18 protein-coding genes and 1 pseudogene are annotated in these 13,692 nt (G+C 49.1%); 7 read left to right on the forward strand and 12 right to left on the reverse strand.

Annotation, left to right across the window (positions count from 1 at the left end):
- Nucleotides 1–4: 4 nt before the first annotated feature.
- Nucleotides 5–859 carry a universal stress protein gene (locus N879_RS01840; protein WP_003799893.1) on the forward strand — a complete coding sequence of 285 codons (855 nt, stop codon included), beginning with the start codon at nucleotides 5–7 and terminating at the stop codon, nucleotides 857–859.
- Between the two features lie 104 nt (nucleotides 860–963).
- Complete coding sequence (locus N879_RS20935) at nucleotides 964–1,071, forward strand: hypothetical protein (RefSeq protein ID WP_395029970.1); 108 nt, start codon at nucleotides 964–966, stop codon at nucleotides 1,069–1,071.
- A gap of 191 nt (nucleotides 1,072–1,262) precedes the next feature.
- Here the strand turns inward: N879_RS20935 and N879_RS01845 are convergent, their stop codons facing one another.
- From N879_RS01845 to N879_RS01885, 12 genes and pseudogenes are all read right to left on the reverse strand, one after another.
- Nucleotides 1,263–2,315: an ArsO family NAD(P)H-dependent flavin-containing monooxygenase gene (locus N879_RS01845; RefSeq protein WP_009454069.1), complete on the reverse strand. Its 1,053-nt coding sequence runs from the start codon at nucleotides 2,313–2,315 to the stop codon at nucleotides 1,263–1,265.
- A gap of 39 nt (nucleotides 2,316–2,354) precedes the next feature.
- Entirely contained in the window at nucleotides 2,355–3,107 is a 753-nt protein-coding gene (gene arsH, locus N879_RS01850; RefSeq protein ID WP_152978300.1) for an arsenical resistance protein ArsH, read from the reverse strand.
- Nucleotides 3,049–3,315, reverse strand: a pseudogene (locus tag N879_RS19885) (ArsC/Spx/MgsR family protein); the annotation flags it as partial. The pseudogene N879_RS19885 and the gene arsH, both read right to left, overlap by 59 nt.
- Nucleotides 3,316–3,330: 15 nt before the next feature.
- A complete protein-coding gene (locus N879_RS01855; RefSeq protein ID WP_003799898.1) occupies nucleotides 3,331–4,620 on the reverse strand; it encodes an arsenic transporter in 1,290 nt (429 codons plus the stop codon).
- A gap of 87 nt (nucleotides 4,621–4,707) precedes the next feature.
- Entirely contained in the window at nucleotides 4,708–5,220 is a 513-nt protein-coding gene (locus N879_RS19890; RefSeq protein WP_003799900.1) for an arsenate reductase ArsC, read from the reverse strand.
- Between the two features lie 59 nt (nucleotides 5,221–5,279).
- Complete coding sequence (locus N879_RS01860) at nucleotides 5,280–5,603, reverse strand: ArsR/SmtB family transcription factor (RefSeq protein WP_003799903.1); 324 nt, start codon at nucleotides 5,601–5,603, stop codon at nucleotides 5,280–5,282.
- 842 nt (nucleotides 5,604–6,445) lie between these two features.
- Nucleotides 6,446–6,766, reverse strand: a complete 321-nt coding sequence (locus N879_RS01865; RefSeq protein WP_009454066.1) for an H-NS histone family protein — start codon at nucleotides 6,764–6,766, stop codon at nucleotides 6,446–6,448.
- 102 nt (nucleotides 6,767–6,868) lie between these two features.
- Entirely contained in the window at nucleotides 6,869–7,777 is a 909-nt protein-coding gene (locus N879_RS01870; RefSeq protein WP_009454065.1) for a hypothetical protein, read from the reverse strand.
- 6 nt (nucleotides 7,778–7,783) lie between these two features.
- Nucleotides 7,784–8,383, reverse strand: coding sequence for a hypothetical protein (locus tag N879_RS20265; RefSeq protein WP_128831567.1), 600 nt, complete (start codon nucleotides 8,381–8,383; stop codon nucleotides 7,784–7,786).
- 22 nt (nucleotides 8,384–8,405) lie between these two features.
- The gene (locus tag N879_RS01875) at nucleotides 8,406–9,149 is read right to left on the reverse strand and encodes a DsbC family protein (protein ID WP_009454064.1); all 744 of its coding nucleotides are present in this window, start codon (nucleotides 9,147–9,149) and stop codon (nucleotides 8,406–8,408) included.
- Between the two features lie 21 nt (nucleotides 9,150–9,170).
- On the reverse strand, nucleotides 9,171–9,659 hold the full coding sequence (locus tag N879_RS01880) for a PH domain-containing protein (RefSeq protein ID WP_021446572.1): 489 nt from the start codon (nucleotides 9,657–9,659) through the stop codon (nucleotides 9,171–9,173).
- A gap of 92 nt (nucleotides 9,660–9,751) precedes the next feature.
- Nucleotides 9,752–10,558: a SprT-like domain-containing protein gene (locus N879_RS01885; protein ID WP_009454062.1), complete on the reverse strand. Its 807-nt coding sequence runs from the start codon at nucleotides 10,556–10,558 to the stop codon at nucleotides 9,752–9,754.
- 153 nt (nucleotides 10,559–10,711) lie between these two features.
- Between N879_RS01885 and N879_RS01890 the strand changes: the two genes are divergently transcribed.
- The 5 genes from N879_RS01890 to N879_RS01905 all read left to right on the forward strand — a co-directional run bounded on the left by N879_RS01890 (nucleotide 10,712) and on the right by N879_RS01905 (nucleotide 13,407).
- Entirely contained in the window at nucleotides 10,712–11,083 is a 372-nt protein-coding gene (locus N879_RS01890; RefSeq protein ID WP_009454061.1) for a hypothetical protein, read from the forward strand.
- 227 nt (nucleotides 11,084–11,310) lie between these two features.
- Complete coding sequence (locus tag N879_RS01895) at nucleotides 11,311–11,463, forward strand: antitoxin MazE-like protein (RefSeq protein ID WP_009454060.1); 153 nt, start codon at nucleotides 11,311–11,313, stop codon at nucleotides 11,461–11,463.
- A complete protein-coding gene (locus N879_RS01900; protein ID WP_022983158.1) occupies nucleotides 11,460–11,786 on the forward strand; it encodes a type II toxin-antitoxin system PemK/MazF family toxin in 327 nt (108 codons plus the stop codon). The genes N879_RS01895 and N879_RS01900 overlap by 4 nt, the downstream gene beginning before the upstream one ends.
- Before the next feature lie 337 nt (nucleotides 11,787–12,123).
- On the forward strand, nucleotides 12,124–12,525 hold the full coding sequence (locus tag N879_RS19895; RefSeq protein WP_009454057.1) for a GFA family protein: 402 nt from the start codon (nucleotides 12,124–12,126) through the stop codon (nucleotides 12,523–12,525).
- 207 nt (nucleotides 12,526–12,732) lie between these two features.
- Nucleotides 12,733–13,407 carry a hypothetical protein gene (locus tag N879_RS01905; protein ID WP_009454055.1) on the forward strand — a complete coding sequence of 225 codons (675 nt, stop codon included), beginning with the start codon at nucleotides 12,733–12,735 and terminating at the stop codon, nucleotides 13,405–13,407.
- Nucleotides 13,408–13,692 lie beyond the last annotated feature (285 nt).

The following is a 13,692-nucleotide window of genomic DNA, read 5'->3' on the forward strand; positions in this document are numbered from 1 at the left end:
GAAAATGATAAAAATACTTGCTTGCATCGACACATCATCGTATGCGGATAGTGTATGTGACCTAACCGCGTGGGCAGCTCAACGTCTTCTCTCTTCAGTCGAATTGCTGCATGTTGTTCAACGGAAAAGTGCTGTACAAGAGCGATATGATCGAACTGGAGCTATCGGGCTGGGCGTTAAAACCGACCTTTTGGAAGAACTGACCCGTATAGAAGAAGCGCAGGGGAAGCTGGCTATTGAGGCTGGTCGCGTGCTTTTGGATGCTGCTGCAGATCGGTTGCGTGCTGCAGGCATCCATGATCTGACGCAGGCGCATCGTCACGGAGGTATTGTTGAGACAATTCTTGAACGTGAAAAAGAGTGCGATCTGCTTGTCATGGGCAACCGTGGTGCGTCAGCGGAGTTTGCTATTGCACACTTGGGATCAAAAATAGAAAGGGTGGTGCGTGCAAGCAAGAAGCCGATTCTTATTGCCCCAAGCGCTATCGGCAATATTAAAGATGTGATTCTTGCCTATGATGGTGGCCCGTCAGCCAAAAGGGCGCTTGAACTCATGGCGTCATCACCATTATTTGCAAATCTGAAACTTCATGCGGTTTTTGTGGGTGAGGATAATGAGCAGCATCGAGCCATGCTTGTGAATGCGCAACAGCAAATTAGCGAGTACGGACGTTCGTTAAGCACGAATATCTTAAACGGGTCCCCAGAGCAGGTGATCGCTGAGCTCATGAATACCACCCATGACGCGATGTTGATGATGGGGGCATATGGTCACTCGCCATTACGTAATCTTATTGTAGGTAGCACGACAACTTCACTGATTAGGATGGTTGACGAGCCAATGCTTCTCATACGCTAAGCCGCCTAGTGGTCCTCCGAATAGCGTGGTGAGGTCAGATGTAGAATTTTCTGATTGGAGAGTTCAGCGGCATTACATGACCTAGATTAGCAGACAGCCAGATCATTGAAGCTATCAAACGTTTGGAGGCAGGCTTCGCCGTTCCCGAGTTATGTTGGGAGCTGGGCGTGAATATTGCTATGCACTGCAAGTGGCGCTCAAAAATATGGTGAGGCCGTCTCGCCTTCTCGAGAAGACTCAATGTGCGGAGCAAGGGTGAGGCACTTTGCTCCGACTTGATGTGTCGTGACCACTAGACTGACGGTGGTCATAGATTTTTACCCGGCCATTTTGAGTTTTGCGTGTGCCTTTTTAGCCTAGGCTTCTCTTGTTGGTGGTTCGTGGTCGCCAGTGACAGGTAAGACTATTCACGCAAAAACTGATCAATTTCTTTTGCTGTACTTCGGGCCGTACGCATGACTCCGATCAATGTGGCGGAGGCAGGCCCCGTCCATTCGCCATACCCAACGAGCCATAGTCCGTGCATATTTTTTGCCTGCGTGCCGCTAACTGCGACTTTTGAGTCTTGGACCAGCCCAAGTGACTCCAAAGGCTGCAATGCAGGTCTGAATCCAGTGCACCAGATGACGGCATCAAAGCTTGCAATTGTCCCATCGGGCCATTCAGCACCCTTCGTTGTCAGGCGCGCAAATGGGCCAACCGCGTTTAGCACTCCTCGTTGGCGTGCTTCCAGAACTGGCGGAACCATGACGATATCGCCAAAGCCACCAGGTAGATCTGTGATGTCCAAGCCTTCTTGCGAGGCTTTCCAACGAGCAGTGGCCCGCTCAAATAAAACTCGACCATCTACCTCATCAGGCAAAAACTCGGGTGGAGTCAGTGTGGCCCAGGTCGTTGACTGTGCTGTTAGCGATACCTCAGCTAAGATTTGGGCTCCTGAGTTTCCGCCACCGACAATAAGGACTTTTTTATCCTTGAACGGTTCTGGGGAAATGTAGTTGGCAGAGTGTATTTGCATTCCAGTGTAGGAGTCGATGCCCTCAATATTTGGAATGAATGGGTTGCGCCAGTTACCTGTAGCGCAAACTACTGCACGGGCCTGCCATTTTTCCGTACCAGCATTAACTTGGAAGCCGTTCGGTGTTGGTTCAATACGAGTGACTAAGACAGGTCGTTCAATGTTGAGTTTGTAACGAACCTCATACTGGCGCAAGTAGTCAATAACATGGTCTCGGCTTGGGTACTCGTCGCCCGGGTTAGGCATTGGCCATCCCGCAATAGAGCTCCAGGAAGCGGGGGAAAACAGCCTGAGTGAGTTCCATCCGTATTGCCAAGCGCCACCGCCTTTAGCCTCTGCATCCAGCAACAGGACAGAGCGATTGGTTCTACGAAGGAAGTAGGCGACTGATAACGCTGATTGGCCAGCACCGATAATAATGACGTCGTAAAAGGCCATGAAATTCCTCCTTCTGAGAGGGCCGAGTGATTGTATGGTTTAGATGCTGCGCTGGTTAACCCGTTTTGAAAGCTCCTCAGCGCTTTCTCGGCGTTCGCTATAACGATCGGTCAGGTAGTCCTTGCTATCTCTGGTTAATAGGGTGAACTTCACCAGCTCCTCCATTACGTCGACGACTCGCTCGTAATATGAAGAAGGTTTCATGCGGTTGTTATCGTCAAACTCCATAAATGCTTTGGCTACAGATGACTGATTGGGGATGGTAAGCATACGCATCCATCGGCCCAGAACTCGCATTTGATTCACAGCGTTAAAAGACTGTGAGCCACCGCACACTTGCATAACAGCTAAAGTTTTACCCTGGGTGGGTCTAACGGCACCAATAGAAAGTGGAATCCAGTCAATTTGTGATTTCAGAATGCTGGACATTGCACCGTGCCGTTCAGGGGAAGTCCAGACCATGCCTTCCGCCCATTGAACCAATTCTCGGAGCTCTTGAACTTTTGGATGATCCTCAGGAGCGCCGTCCGGCTGTGGGAGTCCTTGGGGATCAAAAATCCTGGTTTCAGCACCCATTTTTTGAAGCAGTCGTGCTGCTTCAAAGGTTAGGAGACGGCTGTAAGATCGTTCACGAACTGATCCGTACAGAAGCAAAAGACGGGGTGGGTGCGCAGCGCCAACGGCGGGGAAAAGACGATGTCGATCCGGTTTTGTAAAAGCGCTTTCATCTAGATTAGGTGTTGTGTTGCTTAGCAATTCTTCGTCCTTTTGCGTCAATAATGGCCTTCCCATCTTCTTTTGAAAATGCCGCTTTTCGGGGATGGGGTAGGATCTCCAATACAACGTCTGATGGGCGGCATAGTCGTGTGCCTAAGGGGGTCACCACGATAGGTCGGTTGCTCAGAATTGGGTGCTGGAGCATAAAATCTATTAACTGTTCATCAGTCCAAGTCGGTTTTTCCAGTTGGAGCTCTGCATAGGGCGTTCCCTTCTGGCGCAATTATTTAACCGACGATTACAAAGCGACGGTTAAACGTACAGCCAAAGCGGCTAAGGTGATTAATAGCACTGGTAGCGTCAGAACAGCACCGACTCGGAAGTAGTAGCCCCAACCGATTGTGGTTCCCTTTTGAGAAAGGACATGCAGCCAGAGCAGGGTAGCCAAGCTACCGATTGGAGTAAATTTGGGCCCTAAGTCGCTTCCAATAACATTGGCATAGATCATGGCCTCTCTGGCAGTCTCATTAGCAGTAGAGGCATCAATAGAAAGCGCTCCAACCAGGACAGTGGGCATGTTATTCATGATCGAGGAAAGTAGGGCCGAAAGCATGCCTGTTCCGATTGCGGCCCCCCATACGCCACCCTCAGCAAACTTGTTCAAGAGCAGGGCGATATAGTCGGTTAGACCGGCATTACGCAAGCCGTAAACGACCAAGTACATACCAAGTGAAAATACGACTATCTGCCAGGGTGCGCCCCGTAGAACTTTGCGGGTATTAATCACTGGGCCTTTAGCGGCGACAAGCAGTAACAGAGTGGCGCCTACTGCTGCTACGGCGCTGACTGGAACTCCTAGAGGTTCAAGGGCAAAGAAGCCAATCAGTAGCAGCACTAAAACAAACCAGCCTGCTCGGAAAGTTGTCACGTCTTTAATCGCAGCTGATGGCTGTTTGAGATGGTTGAGGTTATAGGAAGCAGGAATATCGCGTCGGAAAAACAGGAGAAGAACGCAAAGGCTGGCTAGAACTGAAACGATGTTAACTGGCATCATGACTGACGCATATTCGCTAAAGCCAATATTGAAGTAGTCAGCAGAGACTATGTTTACTAAGTTCGAGACGATAAGGGGCAAGCTAGCTGTATCTGCGATAAAGCCTGCGGCCATGACAAATGCGAGTGTTGCTGCTGCTGAAAACCCAAGAGCGACAAGAATAGCCATCACAATAGGGGTCAGGATCAGGGCCGCTCCATCATTAGCAAACAGAGCTGATACAGCGGCCCCTAACAGCACAATAAAAGCAAAGAGTTTTCGACCATTTCCATCACCCCAGCGCGCGAAATGAAGCGCAGCCCATTCAAAAAAGCCGGCTTCATCAAGTAGTAGACTAATGATGATGACAGCAATAAAAGTGGCTGTTGCATTCCAGACGATATTCCAGACGATGGGTATATCGCTGAGCTGAATCACACCGAACAGTAACGCGATCGCTGCTCCCATGGAGGCACTCCATCCTATGCCCAGACCTCTAGGCTGCCATATGACAAGAGTGAGCGTAAATATGAATATTAGGACAGCGCTTAGCATTGCTGGTGTTCCAGGGGGATGACAGGGGCAAACCTCGTCCGGGTCAGTCGTTGACTTAAAAGAAGACGAAGCAGTTTGAATAGGGGGTTACGTCGAACGGGTGGCTAGCTCTCTAGCACTGGCTTGGAGCAAACTGCCTTCAAGCTTTTCTATTGGGAGGTTCACCAGCAGCTCTAAACGGCGACGAATGAGTTGCATTGTTTGTCGAAACGCCTCTAGTTTTTCTTCTTGACTCATATCTCCCTCGGATGGATCTGCATATCCCCAATGTGCTGTTGCCGGATGACCTGGCCAAATCGGGCAAACCTCTCCTGCAGCGTTGTCGCAGACCGTAATAATTAAGTCCATGTGTGGTGCACCAGGGGCTGCAAATTCGTCCCAGCTTTTGCTGCGTAGGCCCACTGTCGAGATTCCTGCGTGTTCAAGAGTCTGTAGGCCCAACGGGTGGGGCTGTTGATTTTGATTTGGGTTGCTACCGGCTGAATACGCTTTAAAACGCCCATTTCCCATATCATTTAACAAAGCCTCAGCCAAAATGCTTCGTGCTGAATTATGGGTACAGAGGAAGAGAACATTCAAGGGGCGAGTAGTGTTTGGCATAGGGCCTCAGCGTCAGTGAGCGTTAGGGAAGGGAGAGATCGGCATTGACTAGTTAAGTATTAACAGTCTTTAAATAGGCTTAATTTAGGTGTGCAGGCTACTCCTTGGCAGCAGTTCTCCGTGAGATAGTCCAGCAAGTCATTCATGGCCAGGAATGCGGCCCGATACACAACATTGCGGCCTTGGCGCTCCTGGCTAACTAGCTCTGCATGCGCGAGTTCTTTCAGATGGAACGACAAAGCATTGGGAGCAATGCCAAGTTGCTCTGCTAAAGCGCTGGGAGTCAGGCCATCAGGTCCGGCGACGACTAGAGCACGGAAGATGCGCAGGCGAGCCTCATGGGCTAAAGCGGAGAGAGAACGGATAACTTGAAGTTCTTGCATTGAACAATAGTACAACAATTGTTGAAGTGTTGTTTGTTTTTCTCTCTTTGAATGGCTAACAGAGTGAGTTAACTATGAATTTGTTGAATAAGCACCGTGTTTCAACATTGTGTGCGCTCCTCTTACGCTTTTGCGCTTGGACAGCTTACTCCCTCAGTACAGTGTCTCAGAACATTGAAATCCCATGTCAACTGCTTCAGATTGCAAGGCTATGAGAAATTTATCGATGTTAAAAAACCGCTTGGACTTTCGGGAGCGGCCTCCCAGGCATCGCGTCCGTCGCATTGCCTGGTAATGCTCGTGCCCTTTGGGGTATCCCCCGGAGCGTGGGCAGGCGATGGGTTTGACTGTGCAAGGTGTGGAGCTTGCGCAGCGCGATACTATGTAGCGTGTCATCCGCGTGGGTAAGCTTATAAGAAAAATAGTGAATGTACCTATTTCATGCTCCAACTTCCCTGTTAGGCTTATTTCTCAAAAAATGTCTCTGAGTCTTTTCATCGTGCTTAGCTCGAAAATTGCTGCGCTGAGCTTTTGAAAGCCAGTGTTCTCGCTGCGTTAAAAAACGATTCAGCAGCCCGGCCCAGATTGACAGCTATCCGGCAGTCAGCTCGTCTCAGGATAGCGGCAGCATCTGCTGGTGAGCGAGCCACCACCAGCCCTGTTGGATCAGCTTAATTGATGATAATCACGGATACACCAACCCTTTAGCTTAGAGTGTGGTAGAAGTTCAGTGCAGCTGTTTCCATAGGGGACAGCGTTGAAGCAATGCGTCCATCCAGACCTTGGATATCTGCTATTTGAGGGTTTGAGTTGAGCATGTTGCCAGCCTCCATAATCTGAGTTCATTCATTGCTAACAGCAAAGTCGTCACGGGAACGGCCTTCCGATTCAATCTGCTTGATCCATGTCGGCGTGCGTCCTCTACCAGTCCACGTATGGCCATCTGGGTGTCGATACCTGATTGTCGATACTGCTTTTGTCTTTAAGGGGGGTTTATGAAACGCCTGAGCAATATCTTCAGGACTCAGGTCGTTTTCCTTCATGGATCGAAGAATATCGCTGACTACTTTAGATCTCGTTTTTTGTTTGAGTTTATCGGCATCACGTTGCAGTCGAGCAATTTCTTTTTTTATTTCGGAGATGGAGTTAAGTTCTTTTTTCATGCGTTCCTCTTTATTATCTCTCAACCGGCGAAACTGAGAGGTGACCTTTCTAACGAGGATGTTGGCCAGGCACCAGCGGCTTGGCTAATCTTTTTTCTTGAGTTAGAACAACGACATCACAACAATGAATGACATTCCGATCATGATAGTTTTCTGTACGCCACTTACAAGCTCAACCTTTTCGATTGAACCAGTTGAGTAGTTTCGAAAAAGCGCCGTAATAAATGACATCAAGATAAGGATAACAAAAGCAGTTGATATCGCAAAAATGATCGCTCTTAAATTGCCCATGCTGACGCCAGATCCAGATGCAAATCCTTGCTCCAGGCTTTCGGTTAAAGGCAGGCAGCCTTCACCCTCACGGATACACGGATCGACGGGTGGCCGGTAGATGCCACCTTGATCAGGGTTGGGGCGAATGAGGTCGTCAACAGGATCGCCGTTATTGCCCGTAGGCGGACCATTACGTATTCGGTCAGCCATTTTGCAGATGGTCGTCCCATTGATATCCGCAAAGCCGCTACAACTGCCTGAGTTGATCATTTTCTGGCAATTCCCGATTCCGAGCTGTACGCATGCCAGCACCATATCACCATCGACTTCTCGGCCATCGAACGTTCCCAGTCCTGCAAGAGTCTTGGGTGCTTGTGCTTGCATGGCTTTAGTGGTCAGTTTTGACCAGGCGTCTACTTGCTCCTGTAATCCCCATGTTCTGAACTCCTCGGGAGATACCTTGGCATATTTTTGAATATTGGTTTTATTCATTTGCAAAATGCCTGAGCAGCATGAGCCATTGTAAACATCTAGTTGTCCGCCACCTGATTCGAACATAGCCAAGCGCCCAACGGCATCTGCATTAGCTTTTAGCCACGGACTGGCGTGTGGAGAATTTTTTATCGCTTGGGCAACTTGTTCAGCAGTGACAAGGGTTGCAGCAATAGTGACGACTGTGAAAATAAGACCAAGGAAAGACCATACTAGCTTTTTAAAGCGATTAAAGTTCCTTAACATGTTTTTCTACCGTAATGCTAATTTTCGATCACATGCCGGTACGTGTTTTCCGTGCTGGATAACTCGGAAATGTGCCGTCATATTTTTTTCGTCAAATGCAAATTCTGTTTGATTGACATCACCAGGTTGGTCAGGCGGGAAGGGATAGAGATGACAATAATTTTGAAACTCTTGAGTGCGCGACTGAGAGCCTTGAAATTCTGTCACTCGCAATGGGCATGTCTCGTACATGTCCTCAATCCCACTGCCATTACCAGGCTCTATGCATCCTGGTGTCCCAGCTGAACTAAAGATTGAAAATGTGTACTGCACACCTTGATTCGTAACTGAGCTAACTAAGATGAAAGAAGGCAGTTTTGTTCCATCATCGTCCAGGGGGGCAGAGTCGATTTCTTTATTCCAGACGGTTCTGGCTAGGTTCATATCTGCACGCGATACATCAGGAACATTTATTCTGCCGTAATTGAATGAAGCTATAGCCATGGGTCGCCATTGCAGATGATTTTTCGTGCCATCCTTATGGTTCATGCTTGTTTGAGCCAGTGTCGCATTTGTACTGGCCAACGTGATTGCAATTGTTAGAACTGACGCTGTGCTTATTTTCATTTCCTATTCCCTTAGCGTGAATTTAAGAAGCATCTAATTCTGCAATAAATTGCTCGGGAGGTGTTGCGCCAACTAACCGCTTTCCGTTCCCCAATATAACTGTAGGTGTGTTAGCGATATTGTTTGCTTCTCCGAACTTTAAAATCTCCACGAGCCCAGTAATGTCGCAGTCTTCACGACCGTCTATGTTTCGTCCATTCATGACCATGTTCCAGGCAGTGTTTCGATCTGGCGAGCACCATGCTTTGCGGGCGATGGGGGCCGATTGCGGGTCAATAACGGGAAAGACAAATCGATAGACCGTTACGTTTTCCAGTTGATCGACGAATTTTGTGAACACGCGGCAGATGGGGCAGAGCGGATCCTCAAAGACGGCCATCTTGCGTTGTCCGTTGCCATGGACTTGCACAATGGCTTGACTCAGCGGTAGTGATTCCCATGGGATTGTGTTGAGCTTCTCCAGGGCTGGTGCGGTCACATCGCGGCGGTCTTTCATGTCCATGAGGGCGCCGCCGACAAATGCGTACCGCCCGGTCGAGTCGCTGTAGAAAATCTCGTTGCCACTGGTGACCTGGTAGATGCCGGCAATAGGCGTGGTTGAGATGCTATCGATGGGGACAGAACCTTGAGTGTGTTCCTCAATAGCTGCTTGCACGTCAGACGGTACGCCTTGAGCCCAGGACGCTGTGGCCAGTCCCAGGCTAAGGCTTGCACTGGCTGCCAGGCGAATCAGCAAAGAAGAATGGGAATAGGTTGAGGTAAGCATTGTTCGGAAGAATCCTGGTTTTCAGTAATCAAAGGCGCGAACGCCTCGGGCGACACGGCATTGTTCGACCGCGTCACGAATAAGTTGGGAGACGTGCTGAGGGCTAGCGATCGCGCTGATGTGCACGGTCGGCGTCGAGGCGTCAGTGGTTTGCAAAACGACACGGCCACGGCCGAACAGGGCTTGAAAGAGGGTGCCGGAAACGGCGATGTCTTTTACCCGGTATAACTCCAGGGTTTCGACACGTTTGACGAGAATTCCGCTGTATTCCAGTAGGCGTTGGTTCGTCAGTTCATAGCGATGATTGGCAACCTTAAGGTATCGGTAGATCGCCCATAGGACAGGTATGACTGTCCAGCAGAACAGGATAGCGACAATGAACCAGCCCGCATTGACGAGCTGGCCTTCAGTGCCTGCCCAGATAAGTTCTGTCTCTCGCGTGGATGCAGGAGGCGCAATGTGGCTGGCAGCTGCCTGTGATAGTGGAGAAGGGGTGTCGAATGGGTCCATGTGGCCACTGTAGGGCCGCATGAAGTGTGTGTCTGTTCAAACCCTTGGGCACATAACCAAGGGTTTCGACTTGACAAGCCTTTAAATCAATTCTAGGCCGATTCGCTGTTGGTGCTTAGTCGAGCTGCGTCTGGCGATGTGAATGTGCTTTCACAGGATCCGCAGATAATCTTCAACTTTGGTTTACCCCAGACGCTTGTGCCGCATGGGCAGACGTACTTCCAGCGGTTTGAATTGCCGGTGGGTTTTACCGGCATACTCTCGTCTCCCTGGGCGGCGTTGCTCGTGGAGGCGGCACTGGATGCTAAAGCTTGAGTGAGTGCTGGAAGTGCGATGTATGGAGGAGCTCCACCTCCTACTGAGATGTCCAAGCGCTCAGCGGCGCTACGAGGTGCGTCGGCATGTGAGAAGCGATCGTACCAGGTCAGACAGAATGACTGGGTGAGCAGATCGGCGCACGCTTTCACAAATTTGCCATCCTCAATCGCATAATCAGCCATGAGTTGGCCAGTGCGAGCGCCACCAGGTTGGCCAGTCGAAGAGGGCATCAGTCCAATCGCTTCCATCTTCGAGGCCCACTCATCATTGTGATACCTGCCACGCCCAGGCTTGCCGAAATGGAATTGCCAGAGATGGCACATTTCATGTACCAAAGTTTGCATAGTTTCGATCAAGGGCACGACGGCAAAGTAGGCCGGGTTCATCGCTATTTCGTCTGTATAGGTACCTTGAGCATCGACAAATCGCTGGCTTGAGAAGTAGCCCATTGAGCGTTTCTCGCGTTGCAAAGTAATCAAACAGTTAGGCAACCTACCGTCGAATAGGGCGGTATTAAAATGATCGTAGGCTTGTTGCAGCTCGGTATATGTTTGATGGGTCGGCGCCGTTTTCATGTTCATGGTGGTCTTAAAGTATGAATTTGTATTGCACAATACACTACATTTGGCGTCAAAGCATTGGCCGAATTTGAGATTGGAGACAGTTAAACTAGTCACCGCGTGAGATCTCGTGCTCCTGAAATTGCAGTTTTTTTAAAGTCTATATGGAATGAAATGAGTACATCCAACATTGAGGCCCTGGCCAGCATTTGGGCACGGATTGCTGAGGAAACGGAATTCCCAACCGACTACGAAGGGACGGCCACGCCTGCGGCACACCAAGCCAGCGTAGCAATACAGGTACGGATTCGGGATCATATCGTCGCGACCAACGACATGCGGTTGTTCGGCCTGCTGCACTTGCTGGGGCAGGCGTCGCTGTGCATGGAGCAGGTGCTATGGCCGGAGGAATACGAGCGGATGGCCCGCGAGGTTGAAGAAGCTCTGGGTGAAGTCAGTGATCCCAATGCCAGGTTGTACACCCATGAGGAAGTAATGCAGGTGATGCAAGAGCGGAACCAACAGGCACGAAGCAAGCTCCGTTGATGGGGTGATGTAATTGATGGCTGTTTCGGCTTGAGCGGGGGACGCTGGGCTATCGATCACGAACTCAAGGGGCCTTGTCTTTGCGTTGCATACAACTGTCGAAGCATGTTGCATGTAACGGGTAATGGCCGTACTATAAGTGCATAGTTATGGAGGTCAAGATGGCAAATGTAAACGCGAGAGTTCAGAAGCACCGGGATTCCCTCCGGCAAGCAGGATTGCGCCCAGTGCAGCTTTGGGTGCCTGATACACGTCGGCCCGATTTTGCGGCGGAATGCCGCCGCCAGGCGCAGCGGGTAGCCAAGGCAGACAAGACCGATGTGGATACAGAACATTTTATGGATGAGGCTCTGGCTGACCTGGATGGTTGGACAGAATGAGACGTGGGGATCTAGTTACTGTTGCAATGCAAGGGGATTTTGGAAAACCACGGCCTGCGTTGGTTATTCAAGCAGATTTATTTGCTGCCCATTCCTCGGTCACTGTACTTCCAGTTACCAGCACAATAGTGAATGCGCCCTTATTGCGCATTAGCATTCAGCCAGACCCAGAAAATGGTCTACAAAAACCATCACAAATTATGATCGATAAGGCATTGACCGTGAAACGGGATAAGATTGGCCAAGCTTTTGGATCTGTTAGTGCTGATACACTGGTGGAAATTGAACGATGCCTTGCTGTTTTCTTGGGAATCGCTAAGTAATACTGGGTGTGAGGAGGGCTAAGGTAAATGAAGTACGCTCTGAAACTAGCACGACATGGAAGTATTTTTTTTATAAGGGTGACGTGGATTGGGTTAATGCTCGTGTTTGATTTTCTTCTAATGTTAATAAATTCAAGTAGTAATAAAAACTTGAATAACATGGCCGCACCAGAAGTCCCTGATCCGTTGGATCGGATGGATCCTAGCTGGGACTTCTATTGGGGTGATCGTGAGTGACGGAGTCGTTTCTCAATGACTGTTTACGGCCAGGAGCGGTCGCTCGGCGAATTAAGTTCGAGGTAGTTACACTGGTTCTTTGACTGTGTGGAGACGCATAATGCCAGAGGCATTCCAGGGAAGTTGTTTGTGCGAAAAGGTCCGTTATGAGCTGCTCGTCCCTCCCAAAGCAGTGAGCCATTGTCATTGCAGCAAGTGCCGTAAAGGTCACGGAGCAGCGTTTGCATCCTATGGCAGCATTCCGCGTAGCGCGCTACGCGTTCTTTGCGGGGCCAACAACCTTAAAACATATGCGTCCTCACAGACGGTGTTGCGCGAGTTCTGCGCAGAGTGTGGTTCGACCCTGTTCTGGTCACGCTGTGAAGGTGAATTTGCCGACTGGATTTCGGTAGCACTAGGCACACTTGATACGCCATTCGTGCCCCACAAACAAAAACACGTCCACGCTGATTCCGCAGCCGATTGGTACAAGTCATCTAGCTGTCAATCAAACGCTGAATGACCGCTTAGGTCGAAAGTCGACATACACAGTAAGCTAAAAACTAATCAGTCCGACTAGCTATATCCGCACTCTTGCACCCAAGCCCTCTTCTGAGGGCTTATTACTTTTCATTACTACTTCTTCCGATATTTACGTAAATAGTGATGTGCAACTTATAATGCAGTTAAATGTAAGAAGCATATTCAATAAGCGATCAAGGAGCCAATAATGCACCCCGTAGTTACCAAGGACTTCCCCGAAAATCTCTCTGGTGGGGTGATGATCTGCGGCATAAATTTTGGCTACTCCTCCAAAGATGAAGCCTTAGAGAAGTCTGGAATGCTACAAGAAATAGACGCCCCTTCATTTTTCTCTGATTTATCAGTCAATAATACACGGTTCCGAAATACTGTACGCAAGTGGTTGAAAAACTGGGGTCTCCCTTTATCTCATGAACCTGGGAGTGAAACAGCATTTGATCGATCTTTTTTTCAAACTAACTGGATTAACTCTCAAACACGCAGTGTTCAAAGTAATGAGAAAATCACTATCAACATGATGGTCAAAGAGTCTGATGGCATTCTCAGCCTGATTGAGTCTAGAAAGCCCAAAGTAATAATATTCTTTGGCGTTCAAATGATTCAGGCTCTTAATGATATTGATATTCGCAAACGTGTCGTTTCGGCCTTAGGTGAACGGCCAGGCAATGGGGAGGTTTATCAAGCAAGATTAGAGAATTACAAAGGAACACGCTTTAAACTAATAACTCAAAATTTTCCTAAGGCCCTAGTACTGAGTCTCCCCCATCCTCAAACTATTGGTATAACTGATGAATATATGGCTGCTCTTAAACCTGCACCGCAGCACCTTGAAAGAATCATAAGCATGAATCAATCAGTATAAATTGCAAAGCTCAACACTCGAAAAGCCGCCTCTCTAGGCGGCTTTTTTCAGGTTAGTCTATACTAGGTAGTCCCTATAATTTCTGCTATCGGCCGAAGCAGTCATTCCATTACAGGCGTTTGGCTACTAATAACAAGCCTTCATCTCAGTGTTTTTGGTTTACCTAATAAGTATTTAGGATCGTTCACTCTGAGACGTTACTTAAGCTTCAGGGTATCCTTATGGACATGCAAACGGTTCGCCTTCCGGCAGGAGGGGGGGCTGCGCTACGGCCTACTATGTCCT

The sequence above is a fragment of the Alcaligenes sp. EGD-AK7 genome (genome assembly GCF_000465875.3).
Taxonomy (GTDB): Bacteria; Pseudomonadota; Gammaproteobacteria; order Burkholderiales; family Burkholderiaceae_B; genus Alcaligenes; species Alcaligenes phenolicus.